17 protein-coding genes are annotated in these 18546 nt (G+C 64.0%); 15 read left to right on the top strand and 2 right to left on the bottom strand.

What is annotated here, in order from left to right:
• Positions 1 to 17 precede the first annotated feature (17 nt).
• The 7 genes from ACFSUD_RS12515 (at position 18) to ACFSUD_RS12485 (ending at position 8253) form a co-directional block, all read left to right on the top strand.
• Entirely contained in the window at positions 18 to 1589 is a 1572-nt protein-coding gene (locus ACFSUD_RS12515; protein WP_386374921.1) for an ABC transporter substrate-binding protein, read from the top strand.
• A 66-nt stretch (positions 1590 to 1655) separates the two neighbouring features.
• The gene (locus ACFSUD_RS12510) at positions 1656 to 2627 is read left to right on the top strand and encodes an ABC transporter permease (protein ID WP_386374919.1); all 972 of its coding nucleotides are present in this window, start codon (positions 1656 to 1658) and stop codon (positions 2625 to 2627) included.
• Positions 2624 to 3565, top strand: coding sequence for an ABC transporter permease (locus tag ACFSUD_RS12505; RefSeq protein WP_386374917.1), 942 nt, complete (start codon positions 2624 to 2626; stop codon positions 3563 to 3565). The genes ACFSUD_RS12510 and ACFSUD_RS12505 overlap by 4 nt, the downstream gene beginning before the upstream one ends.
• Before the next feature lie 12 nt (positions 3566 to 3577).
• Complete coding sequence (locus ACFSUD_RS12500; protein WP_386374915.1) at positions 3578 to 4774, top strand: amidohydrolase family protein; 1197 nt, start codon at positions 3578 to 3580, stop codon at positions 4772 to 4774.
• Positions 4774 to 6249, top strand: coding sequence for an amidohydrolase family protein (locus ACFSUD_RS12495; RefSeq protein ID WP_386374913.1), 1476 nt, complete (start codon positions 4774 to 4776; stop codon positions 6247 to 6249). Before ACFSUD_RS12500 ends, ACFSUD_RS12495 begins: the two co-directional genes overlap by 1 nt.
• A 1-nt stretch (position 6250) precedes the next feature.
• On the top strand, positions 6251 to 7264 hold the full coding sequence (locus tag ACFSUD_RS12490; protein WP_386374911.1) for an ABC transporter ATP-binding protein: 1014 nt from the start codon (positions 6251 to 6253) through the stop codon (positions 7262 to 7264).
• Positions 7261 to 8253 carry an ABC transporter ATP-binding protein gene (locus ACFSUD_RS12485; RefSeq protein ID WP_386374909.1) on the top strand — a complete coding sequence of 331 codons (993 nt, stop codon included), beginning with the start codon at positions 7261 to 7263 and terminating at the stop codon, positions 8251 to 8253. The genes ACFSUD_RS12490 and ACFSUD_RS12485 overlap by 4 nt, the downstream gene beginning before the upstream one ends.
• 57 nt (positions 8254 to 8310) lie before the next feature.
• Here ACFSUD_RS12485 and tmpB read toward each other — a convergent pair whose 3' ends face one another.
• Together tmpB and tmpA are read right to left on the bottom strand one after the other, a co-directional pair.
• Positions 8311 to 8901 carry a (R)-1-hydroxy-2-trimethylaminoethylphosphonate oxygenase gene (gene tmpB / locus ACFSUD_RS12480; RefSeq protein WP_386374907.1) on the bottom strand — a complete coding sequence of 197 codons (591 nt, stop codon included), beginning with the start codon at positions 8899 to 8901 and terminating at the stop codon, positions 8311 to 8313.
• Entirely contained in the window at positions 8898 to 10040 is a 1143-nt protein-coding gene (gene tmpA / locus ACFSUD_RS12475) for a 2-trimethylaminoethylphosphonate dioxygenase (protein WP_386374905.1), read from the bottom strand. The genes tmpB and tmpA overlap by 4 nt, the downstream gene beginning before the upstream one ends.
• 97 nt (positions 10041 to 10137) lie before the next feature.
• Between tmpA and ACFSUD_RS12470 the strand changes: the two genes are divergently transcribed.
• The 8 genes from ACFSUD_RS12470 to ACFSUD_RS12435 all read left to right on the top strand — a co-directional run bounded on the left by ACFSUD_RS12470 (position 10138) and on the right by ACFSUD_RS12435 (position 18533).
• Positions 10138 to 11022: a LysR family transcriptional regulator gene (locus ACFSUD_RS12470; RefSeq protein ID WP_386374903.1), complete on the top strand. Its 885-nt coding sequence runs from the start codon at positions 10138 to 10140 to the stop codon at positions 11020 to 11022.
• 180 nt (positions 11023 to 11202) lie between these two features.
• Positions 11203 to 11703, top strand: coding sequence for a TRAP transporter small permease subunit (locus ACFSUD_RS12465; RefSeq protein WP_386374901.1), 501 nt, complete (start codon positions 11203 to 11205; stop codon positions 11701 to 11703).
• Between the two features lie 16 nt (positions 11704 to 11719).
• Complete coding sequence (locus ACFSUD_RS12460) at positions 11720 to 13015, top strand: TRAP transporter large permease (RefSeq protein WP_386374999.1); 1296 nt, start codon at positions 11720 to 11722, stop codon at positions 13013 to 13015.
• A 15-nt stretch (positions 13016 to 13030) separates the two neighbouring features.
• Positions 13031 to 14122, top strand: a complete 1092-nt coding sequence (gene dctP, locus ACFSUD_RS12455) for a TRAP transporter substrate-binding protein DctP (protein ID WP_386374899.1) — start codon at positions 13031 to 13033, stop codon at positions 14120 to 14122.
• A gap of 168 nt (positions 14123 to 14290) precedes the next feature.
• The gene (locus ACFSUD_RS12450) at positions 14291 to 14767 is read left to right on the top strand and encodes an Lrp/AsnC family transcriptional regulator (RefSeq protein ID WP_386374897.1); all 477 of its coding nucleotides are present in this window, start codon (positions 14291 to 14293) and stop codon (positions 14765 to 14767) included.
• Positions 14768 to 14912: 145 nt separating this feature from the next.
• On the top strand, positions 14913 to 16283 hold the full coding sequence (locus ACFSUD_RS12445; protein WP_386374895.1) for an aspartate aminotransferase family protein: 1371 nt from the start codon (positions 14913 to 14915) through the stop codon (positions 16281 to 16283).
• A gap of 115 nt (positions 16284 to 16398) precedes the next feature.
• Positions 16399 to 17316: a lipid A-modifier LpxR family protein gene (locus ACFSUD_RS12440; protein WP_386374893.1), complete on the top strand. Its 918-nt coding sequence runs from the start codon at positions 16399 to 16401 to the stop codon at positions 17314 to 17316.
• A 143-nt stretch (positions 17317 to 17459) separates the two neighbouring features.
• A complete protein-coding gene (locus ACFSUD_RS12435) occupies positions 17460 to 18533 on the top strand; it encodes a Hint domain-containing protein (protein WP_386374891.1) in 1074 nt (357 codons plus the stop codon).
• Positions 18534 to 18546: the final 13 nt, after the last annotated feature.

The following is an 18546-nucleotide window of genomic DNA, read 5'->3' as shown; positions in this document are numbered from 1 at the left end:
TGCAACGGGAGAAGAAAATGAACCTGCTACGAAACCTGCATCGCGGAGCGGCCCTGGGCCTTGCGGCGGCGCTGATGACCTCCGCCGCCAGTGCGGAGACGGTGCGCTGGGGCGCGCCGCGCGACATCGTCTCGCTCGACCCCTATTCCTACGGCGACAGCTACACGATCAACTTCCTCAATCACATCTACGAAGGGCTGGTCCGTTTCGACCGCAATCTCGAGATCGTCCCGGGGCTCGCCACCTCTTGGGAGATCGTCTCCCCGACGACATGGCGCTTCACCCTGCGTGAGGGCGTCAAGTTCCATAACGGCAATGACTTCACCGCCGAGGACGTGCTGGCCTCGCTGCAGCGGGTCAGTGACGAGAGCTCGCCGCTCAAGGGCAACCTGCCGGCCTACAAGAGCGCCGAGGTCGTGGATGACCACACGATCGACATCGAGCTCAACGGCGCCTATCCGCTGCTGCTCAACGACCTGACCAACATCCATATCTTCGACAAGGACTGGCTGGTCGAGAACAACGCCGAGAAGCCGACCGACGTCAGCGCCGGGGTCGAGGGCTATGCCACGTTCAACACCAATGGCACCGGGCCCTTCATCCTAGAATCGCGCACGCCGGAGGCCAAGACCATCCTCAACGTCAACGAGGACTGGTGGGACGAGCCGAACCACAATCTGACGCGGATCGAGTTCAATCCGATTTCCTCGGCCGCCACCCGCGTCGCGGCGCTGCTCTCCGGTGAAGTCGATTTCGTCGATTCCGCGCCGGTGCAGGATCTGCCGCGGCTCGAAGCCGCGCCGAATATCGACGTGCTCGAACGCACCGACCTGCGCACCATCATGCTCGGCTTCAACCAGCGCGACGAGCTGGTCGGCGGCGGCGATAACCCGCTGCAGGACGTCCGGGTGCGCCGCGCCATGCAGATGGCCGTGGATATGGACCTGATCCGGGACAAGGTGATGCGCGGCAAGTCCCGCAATGCCGGCACGCTGGTCGCCCCCTCGATCCCCGGCTATTCCGAAGAGCTCGACACGGTCGTGCCACTCGACCTGGAGAAGGCCAAGGGGCTTCTCGAGGAAGCGGGCTATGGCGACGGTTTCGCCTTCGATTTCGTCTGCACCAACGAGAGCTACGTGAACGAGGAGCAGTTCTGCCAGGCCATCGCCTCCATGTGGTCGCGGATCGGGCTGCAGCCGAAGCTGGACATCGGGCCGACCGCCAAGCAGACGCCGAAGCGCGCCAACGGCAAGGCCGACGTCTATACGCTCGGCTGGGCGACGCTGCCGATGCTGGATACCTATTCGATCCTGCTGCAGGTGCTGCACAGCAAGGACGGCAATTCGGGCGTCTTCAACTGGGGCGGCTGGTCTTACCCCGAGCTCGACAAGTTGACCCAGCAGGCAGCCGTGGAGCTTGACCGCGAGAAGCGCCTGGCGCTCGAAACCGAGGCGCTGAAGATCGCCAGGGACGAGGTCATCATGATGCCGCTGCACCAGCAGCCGATGGCCTGGGCCGTCGCCGCCGGGTTCGAGGATTTCCCGCAATTCCCGGATAACAAGCCGCGCATGTGGTACGTGACCAAGTAATCTCCCTGAGACTGGGGCGGCGGTGCGCCGTCGCCCCTCTTTTCCAGCTATCAAGGAGCCCGCGCCATGCTGGCCTTCATCATCAAACGCCTCGCCAATGCCGTCTTCGTGATGCTGTCGGTGACCTTTCTGGCCTTCGTGATCTTCCGCTTTGTCGGCGATCCGGTCGATCAGATGCTCAACGAACAGGCCACCCAGAGCCAGCGCGACGACCTGCGCGAGAAGCTCGGGCTCGACAAGCCTTTCCTGATGCAATTCGGCAGTTTCGTGGGCCGCGCCGCCCAAGGCGATTTCGGCATCTCTTTCCGCAACCAGCGCGAAGTGCTCGACATGATCGCCGAACGTTTCCCGGCGACGTTCGAGCTCGTGCTGGTCGCCACCTTCATTTCCCTGATTGTCGGCGTGCCGATGGGGGTAATTACCGCGATCAGGCGAACGGCCTGGTATTCAGAGGCGATGCAATTCACCTCGATCATCGGGATCTCGCTGCCCTCCTTCGTGGTCGGGATCGGGCTGATCCTAGTGTTCTCGGTCTGGCTCGGCTGGTTCCCGGCCTTCGGACGCGGTGACACGGTCGATCTCGGCTGGTGGACCACCGGGTTGCTGACCCCGTCGGGGCGCATGTCGATCGTCCTGCCGGCGCTGTCGCTGTCGCTGTTCCAGATCACGCTGGTGATGCGGCTGGTGCGCGCCGAAATGCTCGAAGTGCTGCGTTCCGATTTCATCAAGTTCGCCCGCGCCCGCGGCATCCCCGCCCGCTCGATCCATTTCCGCCATGCCCTGCGCAATTGCCTGATGCCGGTGGTCACCATGACCGCCATGCAGATCGGCGGGCTGATCGCCTTTGCTCTGGTCACCGAGACGGTGTTCCAGTGGCCGGGCATGGGGCTGCTGTTCATCCAGGCCGTGACCTTTGTCGATGTGCCGATCATGGCCGCCTATCTCTGCATCGTCGCGCTGATCTTCGTGGTGCTCAATGCCATCGTGGACATGACCTACGCGCTGATCGATCCCCGCCTTCGTGGAGCTGAAAAATGACCGACCAAGCAACCAACAAAGCCATGCCGACCCGCATGGAGCGGTTCTGGGACAGTGACCTGTGGTGGTCCTTCAAGAGCCACAAATCCGCGGTCGGCGCCGCCATCGTGCTCGGTCTGGTGATCCTCACCGCCTTCCTCGCGCCGCTCCTGTCGCCGCAAAACCCCTATGACCTCGCGGCGCTGGAATTGTGGAACGCCGAGCTGCCGCCGATCTGGATGGAGGGCGGGCAATGGCCTTTCCTGCTCGGCACCGACGTGCAGGGCCGCGACATTCTCTCCGGCATCCTCTACGGCACGCGGATCTCGATCATCATCGGCATCGCCTCGGTCGGCGTGTCGCTGTTCGTCGGGCTGCTGCTGGGGCTGATGGCGGGCTATTACGGCGGCTGGATCGACAACGTGCTGATGCGCATCGGTGACGTGCTGCTGTCGATCCCGATCGTGCTGGTGGCGATCCTGGTGAGCTCGATCGCCCAGGCCTTCCTGCCACCCGCTTTGCGCGAGATCGGCGTGGCCGCGGTGCTGGTCATGGCGATATCGATGTATTCCTGGGTGCAATATGCCCGCGTTGTGCGCGCCCAGACCATGGTGGAGCGGCGCAAGGAATATGTGCTGGCCTCACGGCTCGTCGGTACCCCGGCGCGGCGGCTGATGATCAAGCATATCCTGCCCAATACGCTGACCCCGATCTTCGTTGCCGCGACGCTGAACTTCGGTCTGGCGATCCTGATCGAGGCGACGCTGTCCTTCCTCGGGGTCGGGATGCCGCCGAACCAGCCCTCGCTCGGCACGCTGATCCGGGTGGGCAATCAATATCTCTTCTCCGGGTCCTGGTGGATCGTGCTCTTCCCCTCGCTGCAGCTCTGCATCCTCGTGGTAGCGGTGAACATGCTCGGCGACTGGCTGCGCGACGCGCTGAACCCGAAACTGCGCTGAAGGAACAAGAATATGAGTAACCTGCTGATCAAGAACACCCGTGTGCTCGATGGCGATCCGACCGATATCCTGATCCGCGACGGGCGCATCGCCGGGATCGGCCCCGATCTCGACGCCGACGACGCAGCCGTCGAGGATGCGGGCGGGCGGATCGCGATCCCCGGTCTGACCGAGGCGCATACCCATCTCGACAAGTCGCTGCTCGGCTTTCCGTGGTATTTCAACGATGTCGGCGGCGGCAATCTGATGGCGATGATCGACAACGAGCGCCAGATGAAACAGCGACTCGGCCTTGACCCGCATGTCCAGTCGATGCGCCATGCGCTGCAGACCGCGGCCTTCGGCGCAACGCTGATCCGCAGCCATGTCGATATCGACACGACCGGCGGGCTGAAGGCGCTCGAGGGGGTGATGGAAACTGCCGAGAAGCTCAAGGACGTGGTCACGATCGAAACCGTGGCCTTCCCGCAATCGGGCCTGACCATCAGCCCCGGTACCTATGAGCTGCTGGACGAGGCGATGAAGATGGGCGCCGACCTGATGGGCGGGCTCGATCCTTGCGGCGTCGATAAAGACCCCAAGGGCCATCTCGACGCGATCTTCGGTCTTGCCGAGAAACATGGCAAGGGGCTCGACATCCACCTGCATGAACGCGGCGAGCTCGGTGCCTTCTCGATGGAGCAGATCCTCGACCGCGCCGAGGCTTTGGGGATGAAAGGCAAGCTGACCGTGTCGCATGCCTTCTGCCTCGGCATGACCGATCCCGCCCGTGTCACTCCGCTGCTGGAGCGTCTCGGCGCGCTGGAGGCGAGCATCATGACCACCGCTCCGGCGTCGTCGCCCGCACCGCTGGTCAAGCAGATGTCGGAGCATGGCATCAAGTTCGGTGCCGGAAACGACGGTATTCAGGATACGTGGGGGCCGTACGGCAACGGCGACATGCTGGAACGCGCCAAATTCGTCGGGCTGCGCAGCAATCTGCGCTCGGATGCGGAGATGTACATGGCGCTCGATGTCTGTGCCGGGGGCGGGGCCGAGGCGATGGGCATGGAGCGCCGCGAGATCAAGGTCGGTGGCATCGGCGATCTGGTGATCGTCGAGGGCGTCTCGGTGGCCCATGCCATTGTCAGCCACGCGCCGCGAAAGCTGGTGGTGAAGGCCGGGCGCGTCACGGCGCGCGACGGCGCGACATTGATGGAAGCGCCGTGATGCGGTTCGAGGATCTCCCGCTCGGCAAGCGTCCGGAGGGACGTTGGAGTCTGGCCGCCGACTGGATCGTGGTGGATACCGAACAGGGCCGCCGCCTGGTGCAGAATGGCGAGGTCGTGATCGAGAAGGATCGCGTGATCCATGCCGGGCCGCGTTTCGAGGGCGAGGTGCAGGCGCGCTTCGATCTCGGCCCGGTACTGATCGCGCCCGGTTTCGTGGATCTCGATGCGCTGTCGGATCTCGACACCACCTTGCTGGCCCATGACAACTGGCCGAGCGAGAAGAAGGGTAGGGTCTGGCCGCAATCCTACGTCGATCGCGGCCCCTATGAGATGTATAGCCCCGAAGAGCTGGCCCTGCAGAAGCGCTTTTCCTTCGGCCAGCTGCTGCTCAACGGCATCACCTCGGCCGCGCCGATCGCCTCGCTGTTCTACCGCGAATGGGGCGAGACGGTGGAGGAATTCACCGCCGCGGCACAGGCTGCCGAAGAGCTGGGCCTGCGGGTCTGGCTCGGCCCGGCCTATCGTTCGGGCGGCATGGTGGTCGATGAGGCGGGCAAGCTCGGCGCGGTCTTTGATGAAGAACGCGGCATCCGCGGGCTGCATGCGGCAATCGCCTTTGCCAACAAGCTCTTCAAGGGCGGCCTCGTCTCGCCGCTGCTCGCGCCGGATAGGGTCGAGACCTGCACCAAGGCGCTGCTGCTCGAGACCATGGCCGCCGCCGAAGCACTGGATTGCCCGGTGCGCCTGCACATGGCGCAGGGCCAGATGGAGCTGCAGACCGTCAAGGCGCTTCATGGCATGAGCGCGCCGCAATGGCTGGCCGAGCTCGGCTGCCTGTCGCCGCGGCTTATGGCGCCGCATTTCACCGTTGCCGACGCGCGTGACCTGGAACTCTATGCCGAAAGCGGCGTGCATGTGATCCATTGCCCGCTGGTCGCGGCCCGCCACGGCGGCGCGCTGAACTCCTTTGCCAAGCTGCGCGAGGCGGGCGTCAACATTGCCATGGGCACCGATACCGCGCCGCCCGACATGGTGCTCAACATGGCGGTGGCGGTGATGACCTGCCGGATGGTCGAGGGCGCGATGCCGTCGATCACGTCAGGCCAGGTCTTCGATGCCGCCACTCTCGGCGGAGCCAAGGCATTGGGGCGCGAGGATATCGGCGTGCTGCGGGCCGGGGCCAAGGCCGATATCACGATCTTTGACATGAACGACCGCCATATGGCACCGCGGATCGACCCGATTCAGACGCTGGTGCTGGGGGCTACCGGGCGCGTCACCCGCGCCACCATCGTCGATGGCCGGATCTCGATGCGCGACGGCGAAGTGGCCGGGATCGACATGGCGGCGACGCGCGAACAGGTCCAGCGCCAATTCGACGGGCTCGTCGCCAGATACCCTGAACGCACTCTTGGCCACCCCCCGGTGCAGGAGATTTTTCCACCCACCTTCCCCCTGATGAATGGAGAGTAAGATGATGGTGCAACCGATACCCGCGCCCGAGCAGAGCAGCGCCGCGACCCCGGCGCTGGATGTTGCCGGGCTCACGGTCGAATTTCCCACCCGTCGGGGGCTGCTGACGGCGATCGACGATGTCTCGATGCAGATCGCACCCGGTGAGATCCTCGGCGTGGTCGGCGAATCCGGGGCAGGCAAGTCGATCACCGGGCTTGCGGTGCTGGGGCTGCTGGAACATCCCGGCCGCATCGCCGGGGGCGAGATCCACGTCAACGGCAAGCGGGTCGATCAACTTTCCGAAGCCGAGCTGACCAAGGTGCGCGGCCGCGAGATGGGGGCAATCTTTCAGGACCCGCTGACCGCGCTGAACCCGCTGTTCACGATCGGCAAGCAGCTGGTCGAGACGATCCGCCTGCACACCGATCTGTCGCGTGAGGCGGCCCACGAACGCGCGCTCGACCTGCTGCGTCAGGTCGGCATTCCGGCGCCCGAAGAGCGGCTGCGCCAATATCCGCATCAGTTTTCAGGCGGCATGCGCCAGCGCGTGGTGATCGCACTGGCGCTGGCCGCCGGACCGCGGCTGATCATCGCCGACGAGCCGACCACCGCGCTCGACGTGTCGATCCAGGCGCAGATCACCGCCTTGCTGCGCAGGCTCTGTGATGAGACCGGCGTGGGGATCATGCTGGTCACCCATGACATGGGGGTAATCGCCGAGACCGCTGACCGGGTCTGCGTGATGTATTCCGGCCGGGTAGTGGAGAGCGGCCCGGTGGCCGAGGTGATCCACAATCCGCAGCATCCCTATACACGCGGGTTGATGAGCGCCATCCCGAGCCTGCATGACCGGGTTGAGGTCCTGGCGCAGATCGACGGGTCGATGCCACGGCTCAACGCGCGCCCCTCAGGCTGCGCCTTTCATCCGCGCTGCCCCCATGCCGGGCCGAAGTGCAGCGCCAGCAAACCGCCATTGGTCCGCACCGGCGCCACCAGCGCCGCCTGCTGGCTGCAACAGGGAGGCACCCAATGAACGCGCAATCCAGAGATCCGCTGACCGCCGATGTCCCGGCGCTGAGCGTCAGCGGAGTCAGCAAGATCTTCGACGTCTCCGCCCCCTGGCTCAACCGGGTGATCGAGCGGCGTCCGAAGCTGTTCGTCAACGCGGTTTCGGATATCAGCTTCACGGTCGAGAAGGGCACCTGTTTCAGCATCGTCGGGGAATCGGGCTGCGGCAAATCCACCGTGGCCCGGCTGGTCACCGGGCTCTATTCCACCAGCAGCGGGGACATCACCTTCGGCACCGGTGCCGAAGGGCGGCCGATCAAGGTGCAGATGATCTTCCAGGATCCGCATTCGAGCCTCAACCCGCGCTGGCGCGTCGGCGATATCATCGCCGAGCCGATCCGCGAGATGAAGCTGCGCGACAGCGAGGATGAAACGCTGGCACGGGTGCGCGACCTGCTTGAGACAGTGGGTCTCGGCGCCGATGACGCGCTGAAATACCCGCATGAATTTTCCGGCGGACAGCGTCAGCGGATCTCGATCGCGCGGGCGCTGGCCTCGGAACCGGAGCTGCTGGTCTGCGATGAACCGACCTCGGCGCTCGACGTGTCGGTGCAGGCGCAGATCCTCAATCTGATGCGGCGGCTGCAGGATGAACTGGGTCTGACCTATCTGTTCATCAGCCATGACCTCAGCGTGGTGCGACACATGTCCGACCACATCGCGGTAATGTATCTGGGCCGGATCGTCGAGCAGGCGCCGGTCGAGCAGCTGTTCACCGCGCCGCAGCATCCCTATTCGAAACTGCTGCTCAACACGATCCCGGACATTGAGAATCCCAAGCGCAACGTCGAGCCACAGGCTGGGGAACCGCCAAGCCCGCTCAACCCGCCGAGCGGCTGCGCCTTTCATCCGCGCTGCCCGATCGCGATGGAGAAATGCAGCCGCATTGCGCCGGATCTGCTGCATGGACCGATCGGCGGCACCGTCGCCTGCCATGCGGTGCATGACATCTGACCCTGAAAGAAAACGACGCGCAACCTGTTGTGGTTGCGCGTCTTCTGGTGTTTCGGCCTAGCTGTCGGCGCAGTGCTGATCGACGACGCGCTGCACCATCGGCGCGAAATGCGCGAAACGCGGCGTCTCCATGTCGGCATCTTTGCCCGCATCATCGAGATAGCGAACGGCGATAATGTCCTTGAGGTTCGGGTTCCTCTCGAATTCGGCAACCTCGGCCGCGCTCATTACCCCGCCCTGCAGGTTCAACGAATGCACCGACGCTTCCGAGAGCCGGTCGAAATAGGCCGGTTTGGTGGCGCAGAGATAGCGTTTGGCGGCGACGTGATAGCGCACGCAATCGGTCACCAAGGTCGGAAAGAACGCCTCCAGCACCTGCGCGCCTGCTTCCTCGTGGTGCCGGTCCTCGGTGTCGTCCATGCTGAAGGTACCGAATTCGGAAGTGAAATGGCCAATGTCATGCAGCAGCGCCGCCACCACGATGATTTCGCGCTGGCCGTTCTGCTCGGCAATTGTTGCGCCCTGCAGCATATGTTCGGCCATGGTCACCGGCTCGCCGAGATATTCCTCGCCGCCGCGTCTTTCGAAGATGTCTTCGAGAAACGCGACGATGTTGTCGCGGGTGAGTTCGGGGGCAGGGACGCTCATTCCGCGGCCTCCGGGCGGCGTTCCTGCAGGCTGGCCAGCGTCGAATGGAGACCGTCCATATCCGCATAGCAGCCTTGGAACCAGCGGGTGCCGGTGCCGGAATAGGCCTTGCGGGCATGCAGCACGCGGGTGTTGTCGACAAGGAAACTTTCGCCCGGTTCAAGGCGGAAGCTGACCTCCATCGCCGGGTCGTCGATGATCTCGCCCATGCGGCGATAGGCGGCGTAATAGGTCGCCATCTCGTCAAACGGCACATCGGTGATCGCCGCCGCTGAACGGTTGTTGAAACGCACACCGATCAGCTCGCCATCCGGTGCCAGCTCGATCATCGGACGCCGGGAGCGCAGGATCACCCCGTCCGATCCGGCATATTCAAACCGCGCGCAGTGACGGCTGAGCACGTTGAACCAGTCTTGATTCTCATCGCGCAGCCGTTCGGCGACGCGGAAGCCGTCGACCACCATGTTCTCACCGCCCGCTGCCGAGCTTTCGAGACAATAGAGCACCTGTATGGTGGGGACAGGGTCGCGGTAGGGGTTGTCGGTATGGGCTTGCAGGCCCAGCCCCGTATAGGCGAGATTGGTCGGGTTGACCTCGGTGCGCACCTCGAAATGGCGGCCGTAGTTGGTCTCGCGGACATGGCCGAACAGATCGACCACCTGCATCAGCGCCTGATCCTGAACCGGTCCGCCGGTGAGCTTGCCGAACCCATAACGCGCGATATCCGCGAGCCAGCCCTGCAAGGCGGCCGGGTCCGATTGCACCGCGCCGAAATCCGCCGTCGGCAGGCGTTCCATCAACCGGCTGTCCCATGTCTCGACTGGATCGGCGGTCCATCCGGGGCGGCGCTCTGCGGGGCGGTCATAGGCGTGTCGCTCGAGCCAGGCGAGGTCATAGTCGATGCTGCGGTCTTCCGGCTGGAAGGTCAGGCTCAGACGTGTGCCGGTGATCTCGGCGGCGCTGATCGCGAGGTCTTCGGAGATGTCACGCAGCGCGATCAGGCGCTGGCCGTTGGCGGGGGAGCGGGTCTGCGCGTCCTGCGCATTGTCGCGCAGCCAGATCGCGTGAAACCGCGTCTCATGGCCGTCTTTGCGCAGGCTCAGGACCTGCCCGTTGTCGCTTAGGTGATGCTCATACATGGGATTGGCCTTTTGATCTATCCGATTGTTCAGAGGGTTTCACAGTTTAGGCATAAGCACTATCAATGATAAAACGGGATGAGGGGTTGGTTTTCTTATGTCTGAGATCGCGCTGGAGAATTTGCCGCTGGAATGGATACGCGCTTTCGAGGCGGCGGGTCGGTCAGGCAGTTTCACGGCCGCGGCGCAGGAGCTAAACCTGACGCAGGCCGCGATCAGCCAGCGCATCACCCATCTGGAGGCGCGGATCGGAAGTCAGCTGTTCATCCGAAAACCGCGCGGCGTGGCGCTGAGCGTGGAGGGCGAAAGCTGGCTGCCCTATGTCAGCAATGCGCTGGGTGAACTGGCACAGAGCTACGAAGACATTTTCGGGTTGCAGCGCGACAAGATCCGCATCTCCGCCAGCGCTTCGATCACCGCGCTCTGGCTGGCCCCGCGGCTGGCCCGCTGGTCGAAGGCGCGGCGGGCGCAGATCGTGTTTTCCACCATGGTGCTGCAATCCGAAAGCATACATCGCGAAGCCTCGGTGCGGGTCGAATACGGGCGGGGCGACTGGCCGGATCATCATGCCGTGCCGCTGTTTCAGGAGGCGCTGAGCCCGGTCGCCGCGCCGCATCTGATGGCCGAGACGAGCCGATGGCAGGATCTGCCGCGCATTTCGGTCTCCGGACCGCGGCAGGGCTGGCAGGAATGGGCGCGGCACAGTGGCGATCCTACGACCCCCGTGCCGCAGATCCGGTTCGACAGTTTCTCCGCGGCGCTGGCGGCGGTGGTTTGCGGGGCCGGGGTCCTGCTGGCCTCGTTGCCGCTCTGCGATCCGCAGCTCCGGCAGGGCAGGCTGATGCGTCTTTCCGAGCAGGCGCTGCACCCGGCCGAGAGCTACTGGATGATCGCCCGAAAGCGCGCCCTGCCGCAGACGCAATGGAAGAGCCTCGCAGAAACCTTCACCGCGCCGCTCGACGAGATGCGCCTGCGGACCTGACGTAAGGTAAGTAATACTGTCGTTTTTGGCGCCCGGCGCGCGCGTGCCCCAGCATAGCAAGGCATTGCGCCCCGTCGCGTCACTCCGGCGCGCCCCGTGGCCGCCTGGGCCGGGCTTCATACGCTCTTGTCATTTATGCATTGCCCGCTAACGTGCCGAGGACAGGGAGAATTACCAAACATGCTTTTCCGTATAATTGACGGGATCAATGAGGTCGTGGGCAGGATTGTTTCCGTCGTGGCGGTGATCTTTGCGGCGATCATTATCTACGATGTCTTCATGCGCTACGCGCTGAACGATCCCACCCGCTGGGCCTTTGACGTCACCAAGCAGCTCTATGGTTTCTACTTCGTGATGCTCGGCGGCTATGCGCTGCGTCATCAGTCGCATGTGCGGGTCGATCTGGTCACCGGCGCCATGGCCGCCGGGCCGCGCCGCTGGGTCGAGGCGGCGGGCTATGTGATCTTCTTCTTCCCCTTCGCCTGGGTCTTCATGACCCGATCCTGGGAATTCGGCATGCGTTCCTATGCGCAGGGGGAAACCACCTATGGCTCGGTGCAGCTGCCGGTCTATCCACTGAAACTGGCCATGGCGGTCGCCGCCGGGCTGTTGATGATCCAGGGTATCTCGGAATTCCTGAAATTCGTACTAAACCGTCAGGAGACACCGCGTGACGCCTGAAATCATTGCTTTGTGCATGTTCGGCCTGCTGTTGCTGGGCCTGTTCATGGGCCATCCGCTGGCCTTCGTTCTGGGAGGCACCGCGGTGCTCGGCGCGGTGATCGCGGGCAAGCCGATGGTGCTCGGCATCGTGATCAACCGGATCTTCGGCGATGTACTCGACAATTTCACCCTGATCGCCATTCCGCTGTTCATCCTGATGGCGCGGTTCCTGTCGGATTCAGGGGTGACCGACAAGATGTTCGAATCCTTGCGCCTGCTGATGTCCAACGTGCGCGGCGGTCTGGCGCTGGCGGTGGTGTTCATCTCGATCCTGCTGGCCGCGACCACCGGGATCATCGGCGCCTCGATCACCGTGATGGGGGTGATGGCGCTGCGCCCGATGCTGCAATATGGCTACAGCCCGACGCTGACCACCGGGGTGATCGCGGCTTCTGGCTGCCTTGGCATCCTCATTCCGCCCTCTATCATGCTGATCCTGATGGCGAGCTATTCGCCGCTGTCGGTGGGGGAGCTCTTTGCCGGGGCGATGATCCCCGGGGTGGTGCTGGGCCTGCTCTATGCGGTCTGGGTGTTCTTCGTCGCGGTGGTGCGCCCCGACATGGCCCCGGCGGTGGAGCCTGACGAGAAGATCAGCAAACCGGCGCTGATGCGGATGCTGGCAATCGAGGCGGTGCCGCCGCTGGTGCTGATCCTCGGTATCCTCGGATCGCTGCTGGCGGGCATCGCCACGGCGACCGAAGCTTCGGCGATCGGTGCCGCATTGGCCCTGCTGATCGTGATCCTGCGCGGCAAGTTCACGTTGGCCAATTTCTACGGCGCGATGCTGGAGACCGGGCGCACCGCCGCGATGATCCTGTTCATCGTGATCGGCGCGACGGCCTTCACCGGCGTCTTCAACATCACCGGCGGTCTGCGCGCGACGCAGGAGATCATCCGCAACCTCGACATGGCGCCATGGCTGCTGATCGCGATGATGATGTTCATCGTCTTCATCCTCGGCGCTTTCCTGGACTGGACCGGCATCGTGCTGCTGTCCTTCCCGATCTTCCTGCCGATCGTGCAGGAAATGGACGTGAGCCTGCTGTGGTTCGTCGTGCTGATGTCGGTGGTGCTGCAGACCTCGTTCCTGACGCCGCCATTCGGCTATGCGCTGTTCTACCTGCGCGCCATTGCGCCGCGCTCGGTCAAGACATCGCAGATCATCGTCGGCGTGCTGCCGTTCATCGGCTTGATCCTGCTGATGTGCGTCGCCATCGCCCTGTTTCCGCAGCTCGTCACCTGGCTGCCGGACACGCTTTATACCAAGTAACCTGAGGAGGATAACATGACCTTGAAAACGACCGTATTGGCGGGGGTAGCCCTGGCCGCGGGGATTGCGACGCAATCCGTGGCGCAGGAAAGCTGGACCATGACCACCACCTGGCCGACCTCGCTTGAGCTGATCGAGATCGACAAGCATTTCGTCGAGCTGGCCAACAAGCTGACCGGAGATGATCTGACCATCGAATTCTTCGAAGGCGGTGCGCTTGTGCCTGCGGGCGAGGTCTTTGGCGCGGTCGAGTCCGGCACGATCCAGGCCGGGGCTGACTGGCCCGGTTACTGGGCGGGGCGCAACTCGGCCTTTTCGCCGCTGGCCACCACGGCAAGCCTGTTCAACGCGATCGATTACGTCAACTGGATCGAGCAATGGGGCGGCGGCGATCTCTATAACGAGATCTACGGCAAGTTCGGCATGGTCTATCTGCCCTATGGCGTGACCAACAACGAATCCGGCTTCCGCACCAACAAGAAGATCGAGACGGTGGACGATCTGCAGGGGATGCGCCTGCGCCTGTCGGGGCTCGAGCAGGGTCGTCTGCTTGAAAAGCTCGGCGGCAGCCAGGTTTCGATGGCCGGTGGCGAGATCTATCAGTCGCTGGAGCGCGGCGTGATCGACGGGGCCGAATTCTCCACCCCGAACGTCGATTTCTCCGGCGGTTTCCAGCAGGTTACCAAATACTGGGCAACTCCGGGCTGGCACCAGTCGGCATCGATCTTCGGTGTGATGATCAACAAGGCCTCCTGGGATGCGCTGTCCCCCGAGACACAGGAAGACCTGAAGGTCGCGGCCCAGGCCAACCTGATCTGGTCACTGTCCTTCACCGAGAAGCGGGCCACCGAGGCCTATCAGCAGTTCCAGGACGCCGGGATCGAGATCACCCGCTATGACGACGAGACCCTCGCCAAGATCCAGGAACAGGCCAACACGGTGATCGAGGAAACCGCTTGCGAGAACCCCGATTCCGCCAAGGTCTATCTGAGCCAGCTGGAATATCTCGAGGATTACGCAAAGTGGCGCGATGCCTCGGCGCCGTTCAACCTCGGCCGCACGCCGAACGGTCCGGACATCGAGAAGATCCGCGCCTGCGCTGAATAAGCCGGACCGGACATTCCAGAGAGAGAAGGAGAGGGCCCGCCGATTGCGCGGGCCTTTTTCATTCCCGTATCGCACCGGTATCGCGCCGGTATCCTGCCGGTGCGTTCCATCTTGCCGCCCCCTGCCGGCCCGCCTAGATTGCGGCCTCGCGTCACGAGAGGTCTGCCCATGTCGTCCCTGCCCAAACTCGATAGCTACGACATGGCGATCCTGCGTCAGTTGCAGCGGCAGGGGCGGATGACCAAACGGGCGCTGGCCGAGGCGGTGAACCTGACGCCGAGCCCGTGTTGGGAGCGGCTGAAGCGGCTTGAGGATGCGGGTTATATCTCCGGCTATCGGGCGCTGGTGGAACTGCGCAAGCTCGCGCCGGTGACGGAAGTTCTGGTGCAGGTCACCCTCTCGGGTCACCGCGCCGAAGATTTCCGCCGTTTCGAAAACGCGGTGCAGGAGCTTCCGCAGGTCTGCGATTGCTGGGCGATCGGTGGCGGCGTCGATTACATGCTGCGGCTGGTGGTGCGCGATGTCGATGCCTATCAGCATCTCATGGATGACCTGCTGGACGGCGAGATCGGGATCGACCGCTATTTCGGCTATATCGTGACGAAACCGATCAAATCCACGCCGCCGCCGCTGCCCGGCGATTGAGCAGAAGAAACGTCTGCGGCAGGTTGTCGGGACAGATGTTTATTCTGCCCCGCGCCGCGAGAACCAATGCTCATTCGCGCCGTTCACGTCTAGTCTGGCGACAAGAATCGCCCTCGGGGGCGGCAATCATCATGAAGGACCGGACATGCTGAAGAACGATCAACTTGAAGAATGGGACCGCGAGAACTTCTTCCACCCTTCGACCCATCTGGCGGAATTCGCCCGCGGCAATGCCCCGCAGCGGGTGATCAAGACCGCGTCGGGCTGCCGGATCACCGATCGGGACGGGAGCGAGCTGCTCGATGCCTTTGCCGGGCTCTATTGCGTCAATGTCGGCTACGGCCGTCAGGAGATCGCCGAGGCGATTGCCGATCAGGCCCGCGAGTTGGCCTATTATCACGCCTATGTCGGCCATGGCACCGAGGCGTCGATCACCCTGTCGAAGATGGTGCTCGACCGCGCGCCCAAGGGCATGTCCAAGGTCTATTATGGGCTGGGCGGGTCGGATGCCAATACCACGAACGTCAAGATCGTCTGGTATTACAACAACGTGCTGGGCCGCCCCGAAAAGAAGAAGATCATCTCGCGCTGGCGCGGCTATCACGGCTCCGGGCTGGTCAATGGTTCGCTGACCGGCCTGAAGCTGTTTCATGATAAGTTCGACCTGCCATTCGACCGCTTCCTGCATACCGAGGCGCCCTATTACTTCCGCCGTGATGACCTGAGCCAGAGCGAGGAGCAGTTCACCGATCATTGCGTCGCCGAGCTCGAAGCGATGATCGAACGCGAGGGCGCGGACACGATCGCCGCCTTCATCGGGGAGCCGGTGCTCGGCACCGGGGGCATCGTGCCGCCGCCCGCGGGTTATTGGGAGAAGATCCAGGCGGTGCTCGACAAGCATGATATCCTGCTGATCGCCGACGAGGTGGTGACCGGTTTCGGGCGGCTCGGCTCGATGTTCGGCAGCGATCATTACGGCATCCGCCCCGATATCATCACCATCGCCAAGGGCCTGACCTCGGCCTATGCGCCGCTGTCGGGCTCGATCATCAACGACAAGGTCTGGCAGGTGCTGGAGCGCGGCACCGACGAATTTGGCGCCTTCGGCCATGGCTGGACCTATTCGGCGCATCCGATCGGGGCGGCGGCCGGGGTCGCCAACCTGCGGCTGATCGACGAGCTCAACCTGGTGCAGAACGCCGGGGAGACCGGCGCCTATCTCAACCAGGCGCTGCGCGAGGCGGTGGGCGATCATGCGAATGTCGGCGACGTGCGCGGCGAGGGGATGCTCTGCGCGGTCGAATTCGTGGAGGATCGTGACGACCGCCGCTATTTCGACGCCAGCAAGACGGTCGCCGCCTCGGTCAATGCGGCGCTGCTGCGCCGCGGGGTAATCGGACGGGCGATGCCGCAGGGAGATATCATCGGCTTCGCGCCGCCCTTCTGCCTCACCCGGGACGATGTCGACGAGATCGCGAGCAAGCTGAAGGATTCAGTTCGGGAAGTGCTCGGCTGAAGCATCGTGCAGCGGGGAAGACAATCTGGGATTGTTGCGTTGCTGCACTGGTCAGATCTGTTTCCATCACCTATTGAGGTCCCCTGTCGGGGGCCTCAGGAGCGGGATGGAGACCATGTTTCGACCAATTGCCTTGGCGCTGTGCGTCTCTCTGCTCGGCCTCACGGCCGCGCAGGCCGATGAGCGATCCTATCTCGGCGGCGGGCGGCTGATCAGCAACGATTTCCTCGGCGATGGCAAGGACCGCTGGCGCAGCGGCGCGATCAGCGCCTCGCATGTCTGGGGGCCGAAGTGGCAGGGCGCGTTGCCAGACCGGCTCGGCGCGCTTTGGGAGCTGCGCTTCGGGCTGGACGTGCTGGCGCCGGAAAATCTCAACGAGGCAGCTCCGGGGGATCGGCCGTATGCGGGGGCCCTGTCGCTCGGGCTGCACAGCCATTACCAGAGCGGCGGTCTCGAATTCTCCCTCGGCGGTGATCTCGTGGCAACCGGGCCGAACACCGGGCTGAGCAATCTGCACGGCGAGTTCCATGAGGTGCTGGGCGAGGGCGCGCTGTCGGATGCGACCCGCGCGGATCAGATCGGCAACGGTCTGCATCCGCGTCTGGTGATCGAGACGGGACGGGACCTCGCCCTTACCGACAGGCTGGAACTGCGGCCCTTTGTCGAGGCGCGTGCCGGGGTGGAGGACCTCGTCCGAACCGGTTTCGACCTAACCTTCGGCAACGTTACACGCAATGACCTTTTGATCCGTGATCCGGGCAGCGGCCAGCGCTACCGCGCGGTGCAGAACGGCGATGCGACGGGTTTCAGCTTCGTGCTCGGCGGCGACATTGCCCATGTGAGCGATTCGATCTACCTGCCCGAAGATCGCGGACTGGAGCTCAACGGACATCGCGACCGGCTGCGCGCCGGGCTGCATTGGCAGGGCGAGGGCGCCTCGGCCTTTTACGGGCTCTCCTGGCTCGGCGCGGAGTTCGAAGGGCAGGACGAGGGCCAATTCATCGGTTCGCTGCGGGTCAACCTGCGATTTTGAACCGGTGCGCCGCGACTTGCAGATGAGCGCCGAAGATCAATTTGCAACAGGTCGATGGCAAGGCGGATTCACTGCTTTTCGGCTGGCTGCCATTTTGTTAGCCTCTGGCCAATAATAATCGAGGCAGGCAGGCAGGCAGCAGAATGAAGACGGGCTTTCGTGGCACGTTCGTCATCAGCTGGTCGCAAACGGAAATAGACGGGCTCGACGCCGCGCCGCTGACGCAACTCAAGTTGGGGGCGGCATGGGCCTGGCGCGGGGACGCGGTTCGGGTCGATGGCCCGAATGATATTTTGCGACTGGATCAGGCGGACGGTGCCGAGGCATTGCGCAGGCGCGCGGCACGTATGGTGCACCGCCTCGTCGGGGCGGCGCTGGCGCAGGACGGCACGCCGGAGCCGCATCCGGCGCGGGCGGTCGATCCGCTGCCGATGCTGCATAATTCCTTTGTCGTCACCGATGGTGCGCAAAGCTATACCGTGACGCTGATCGAGCTCGGCGAAGGCCGCCAGCCGCTCTTGATGTTTCTGGACGAGATACCGCCGCGCAACAGCGATCTCTGGATCGTGCACCATACACTGGGCGCCTCGGTCAGCGCGCCGGATGCGATGAGCGGCGGCGGAGTGATCTGTTTCACGCCCGGCACCCGGATCCGCACGCCGAACGGGGTGGTGCTGGTCGAGGATCTGCGCGAGGGCGATCTGGTGCAGACCAAGGACAACGGTCCCCAGCCGATCCGCTGGATCGGCAGTCGGCGGATGAGCGGGGCACGGCTCTTCGCAATGCCGCGTCTGCGCCCGGTGCGGCTGCGCGGCGATCTCTTCGGCGCCGGGCGGCCGGAAGGCGATCTGCTGGTCTCGCCCGAACATCGACTGCTGATCGAGGGACGGGCGGCGCAAAGCCTCTTCAACACGCCGGAAGTGCTGGTAGCGGCGCGGGATCTGATCGACGGCGCGGCGGTGCGCGTCGATCTCACCCTGCGGGAGGTCACCTATATCCACCTGCTGCTCGATTGCCACCAGGTGCTCTGGGCCAATAATCTGCAGACCGAGAGCTTTCATCCGGCCTCGGCGGCGCTGAGTGCGCTTGATGCGGGCGACCGGCAGCGGTTGCTGGCCTGTTACCCGCAGCTCGAAGAGGATCCGCATGGCTATGGCGGCTTCGCACGGCGCAGCCTGTCAGCTTCCGAAGCGGCGATCCTCAGACACACAGCCTGAACCGCGCCGTCCG

Source organism: Sulfitobacter aestuarii, assembly GCF_042685005.1.
Taxonomy (GTDB): Bacteria; Pseudomonadota; Alphaproteobacteria; order Rhodobacterales; family Rhodobacteraceae; genus Sulfitobacter; species Sulfitobacter aestuarii.
The sequence above is the reverse complement of the archived record's forward strand: the minus strand, read 5'-3'. Positions and strand labels throughout refer to the sequence as shown.

Coding starts and splice junctions, on each gene's coding strand:
- ACFSUD_RS12515 (WP_386374921.1), top strand. CDS start 18: ATGAACCTGCTACGAAACCTGCATCGCGGAGCGGCCCTGGGCCTTGCG.
- ACFSUD_RS12510 (WP_386374919.1), top strand. CDS start 1,656: ATGCTGGCCTTCATCATCAAACGCCTCGCCAATGCCGTCTTCGTGATG.
- ACFSUD_RS12505 (WP_386374917.1), top strand. CDS start 2,624: ATGACCGACCAAGCAACCAACAAAGCCATGCCGACCCGCATGGAGCGG.
- ACFSUD_RS12500 (WP_386374915.1), top strand. CDS start 3,578: ATGAGTAACCTGCTGATCAAGAACACCCGTGTGCTCGATGGCGATCCG.
- ACFSUD_RS12495 (WP_386374913.1), top strand. CDS start 4,774: ATGCGGTTCGAGGATCTCCCGCTCGGCAAGCGTCCGGAGGGACGTTGG.
- ACFSUD_RS12490 (WP_386374911.1), top strand. CDS start 6,251: ATGATGGTGCAACCGATACCCGCGCCCGAGCAGAGCAGCGCCGCGACC.
- ACFSUD_RS12485 (WP_386374909.1), top strand. CDS start 7,261: ATGAACGCGCAATCCAGAGATCCGCTGACCGCCGATGTCCCGGCGCTG.
- tmpB (WP_386374907.1), bottom strand. CDS start 8,901: ATGAGCGTCCCTGCCCCCGAACTCACCCGCGACAACATCGTCGCGTTT.
- tmpA (WP_386374905.1), bottom strand. CDS start 10,040: ATGTATGAGCATCACCTAAGCGACAACGGGCAGGTCCTGAGCCTGCGC.
- ACFSUD_RS12470 (WP_386374903.1), top strand. CDS start 10,138: ATGTCTGAGATCGCGCTGGAGAATTTGCCGCTGGAATGGATACGCGCT.
- ACFSUD_RS12465 (WP_386374901.1), top strand. CDS start 11,203: ATGCTTTTCCGTATAATTGACGGGATCAATGAGGTCGTGGGCAGGATT.
- ACFSUD_RS12460 (WP_386374999.1), top strand. CDS start 11,720: ATGTTCGGCCTGCTGTTGCTGGGCCTGTTCATGGGCCATCCGCTGGCC.
- dctP (WP_386374899.1), top strand. CDS start 13,031: ATGACCTTGAAAACGACCGTATTGGCGGGGGTAGCCCTGGCCGCGGGG.
- ACFSUD_RS12450 (WP_386374897.1), top strand. CDS start 14,291: ATGTCGTCCCTGCCCAAACTCGATAGCTACGACATGGCGATCCTGCGT.
- ACFSUD_RS12445 (WP_386374895.1), top strand. CDS start 14,913: ATGCTGAAGAACGATCAACTTGAAGAATGGGACCGCGAGAACTTCTTC.
- ACFSUD_RS12440 (WP_386374893.1), top strand. CDS start 16,399: ATGTTTCGACCAATTGCCTTGGCGCTGTGCGTCTCTCTGCTCGGCCTC.
- ACFSUD_RS12435 (WP_386374891.1), top strand. CDS start 17,460: ATGAAGACGGGCTTTCGTGGCACGTTCGTCATCAGCTGGTCGCAAACG.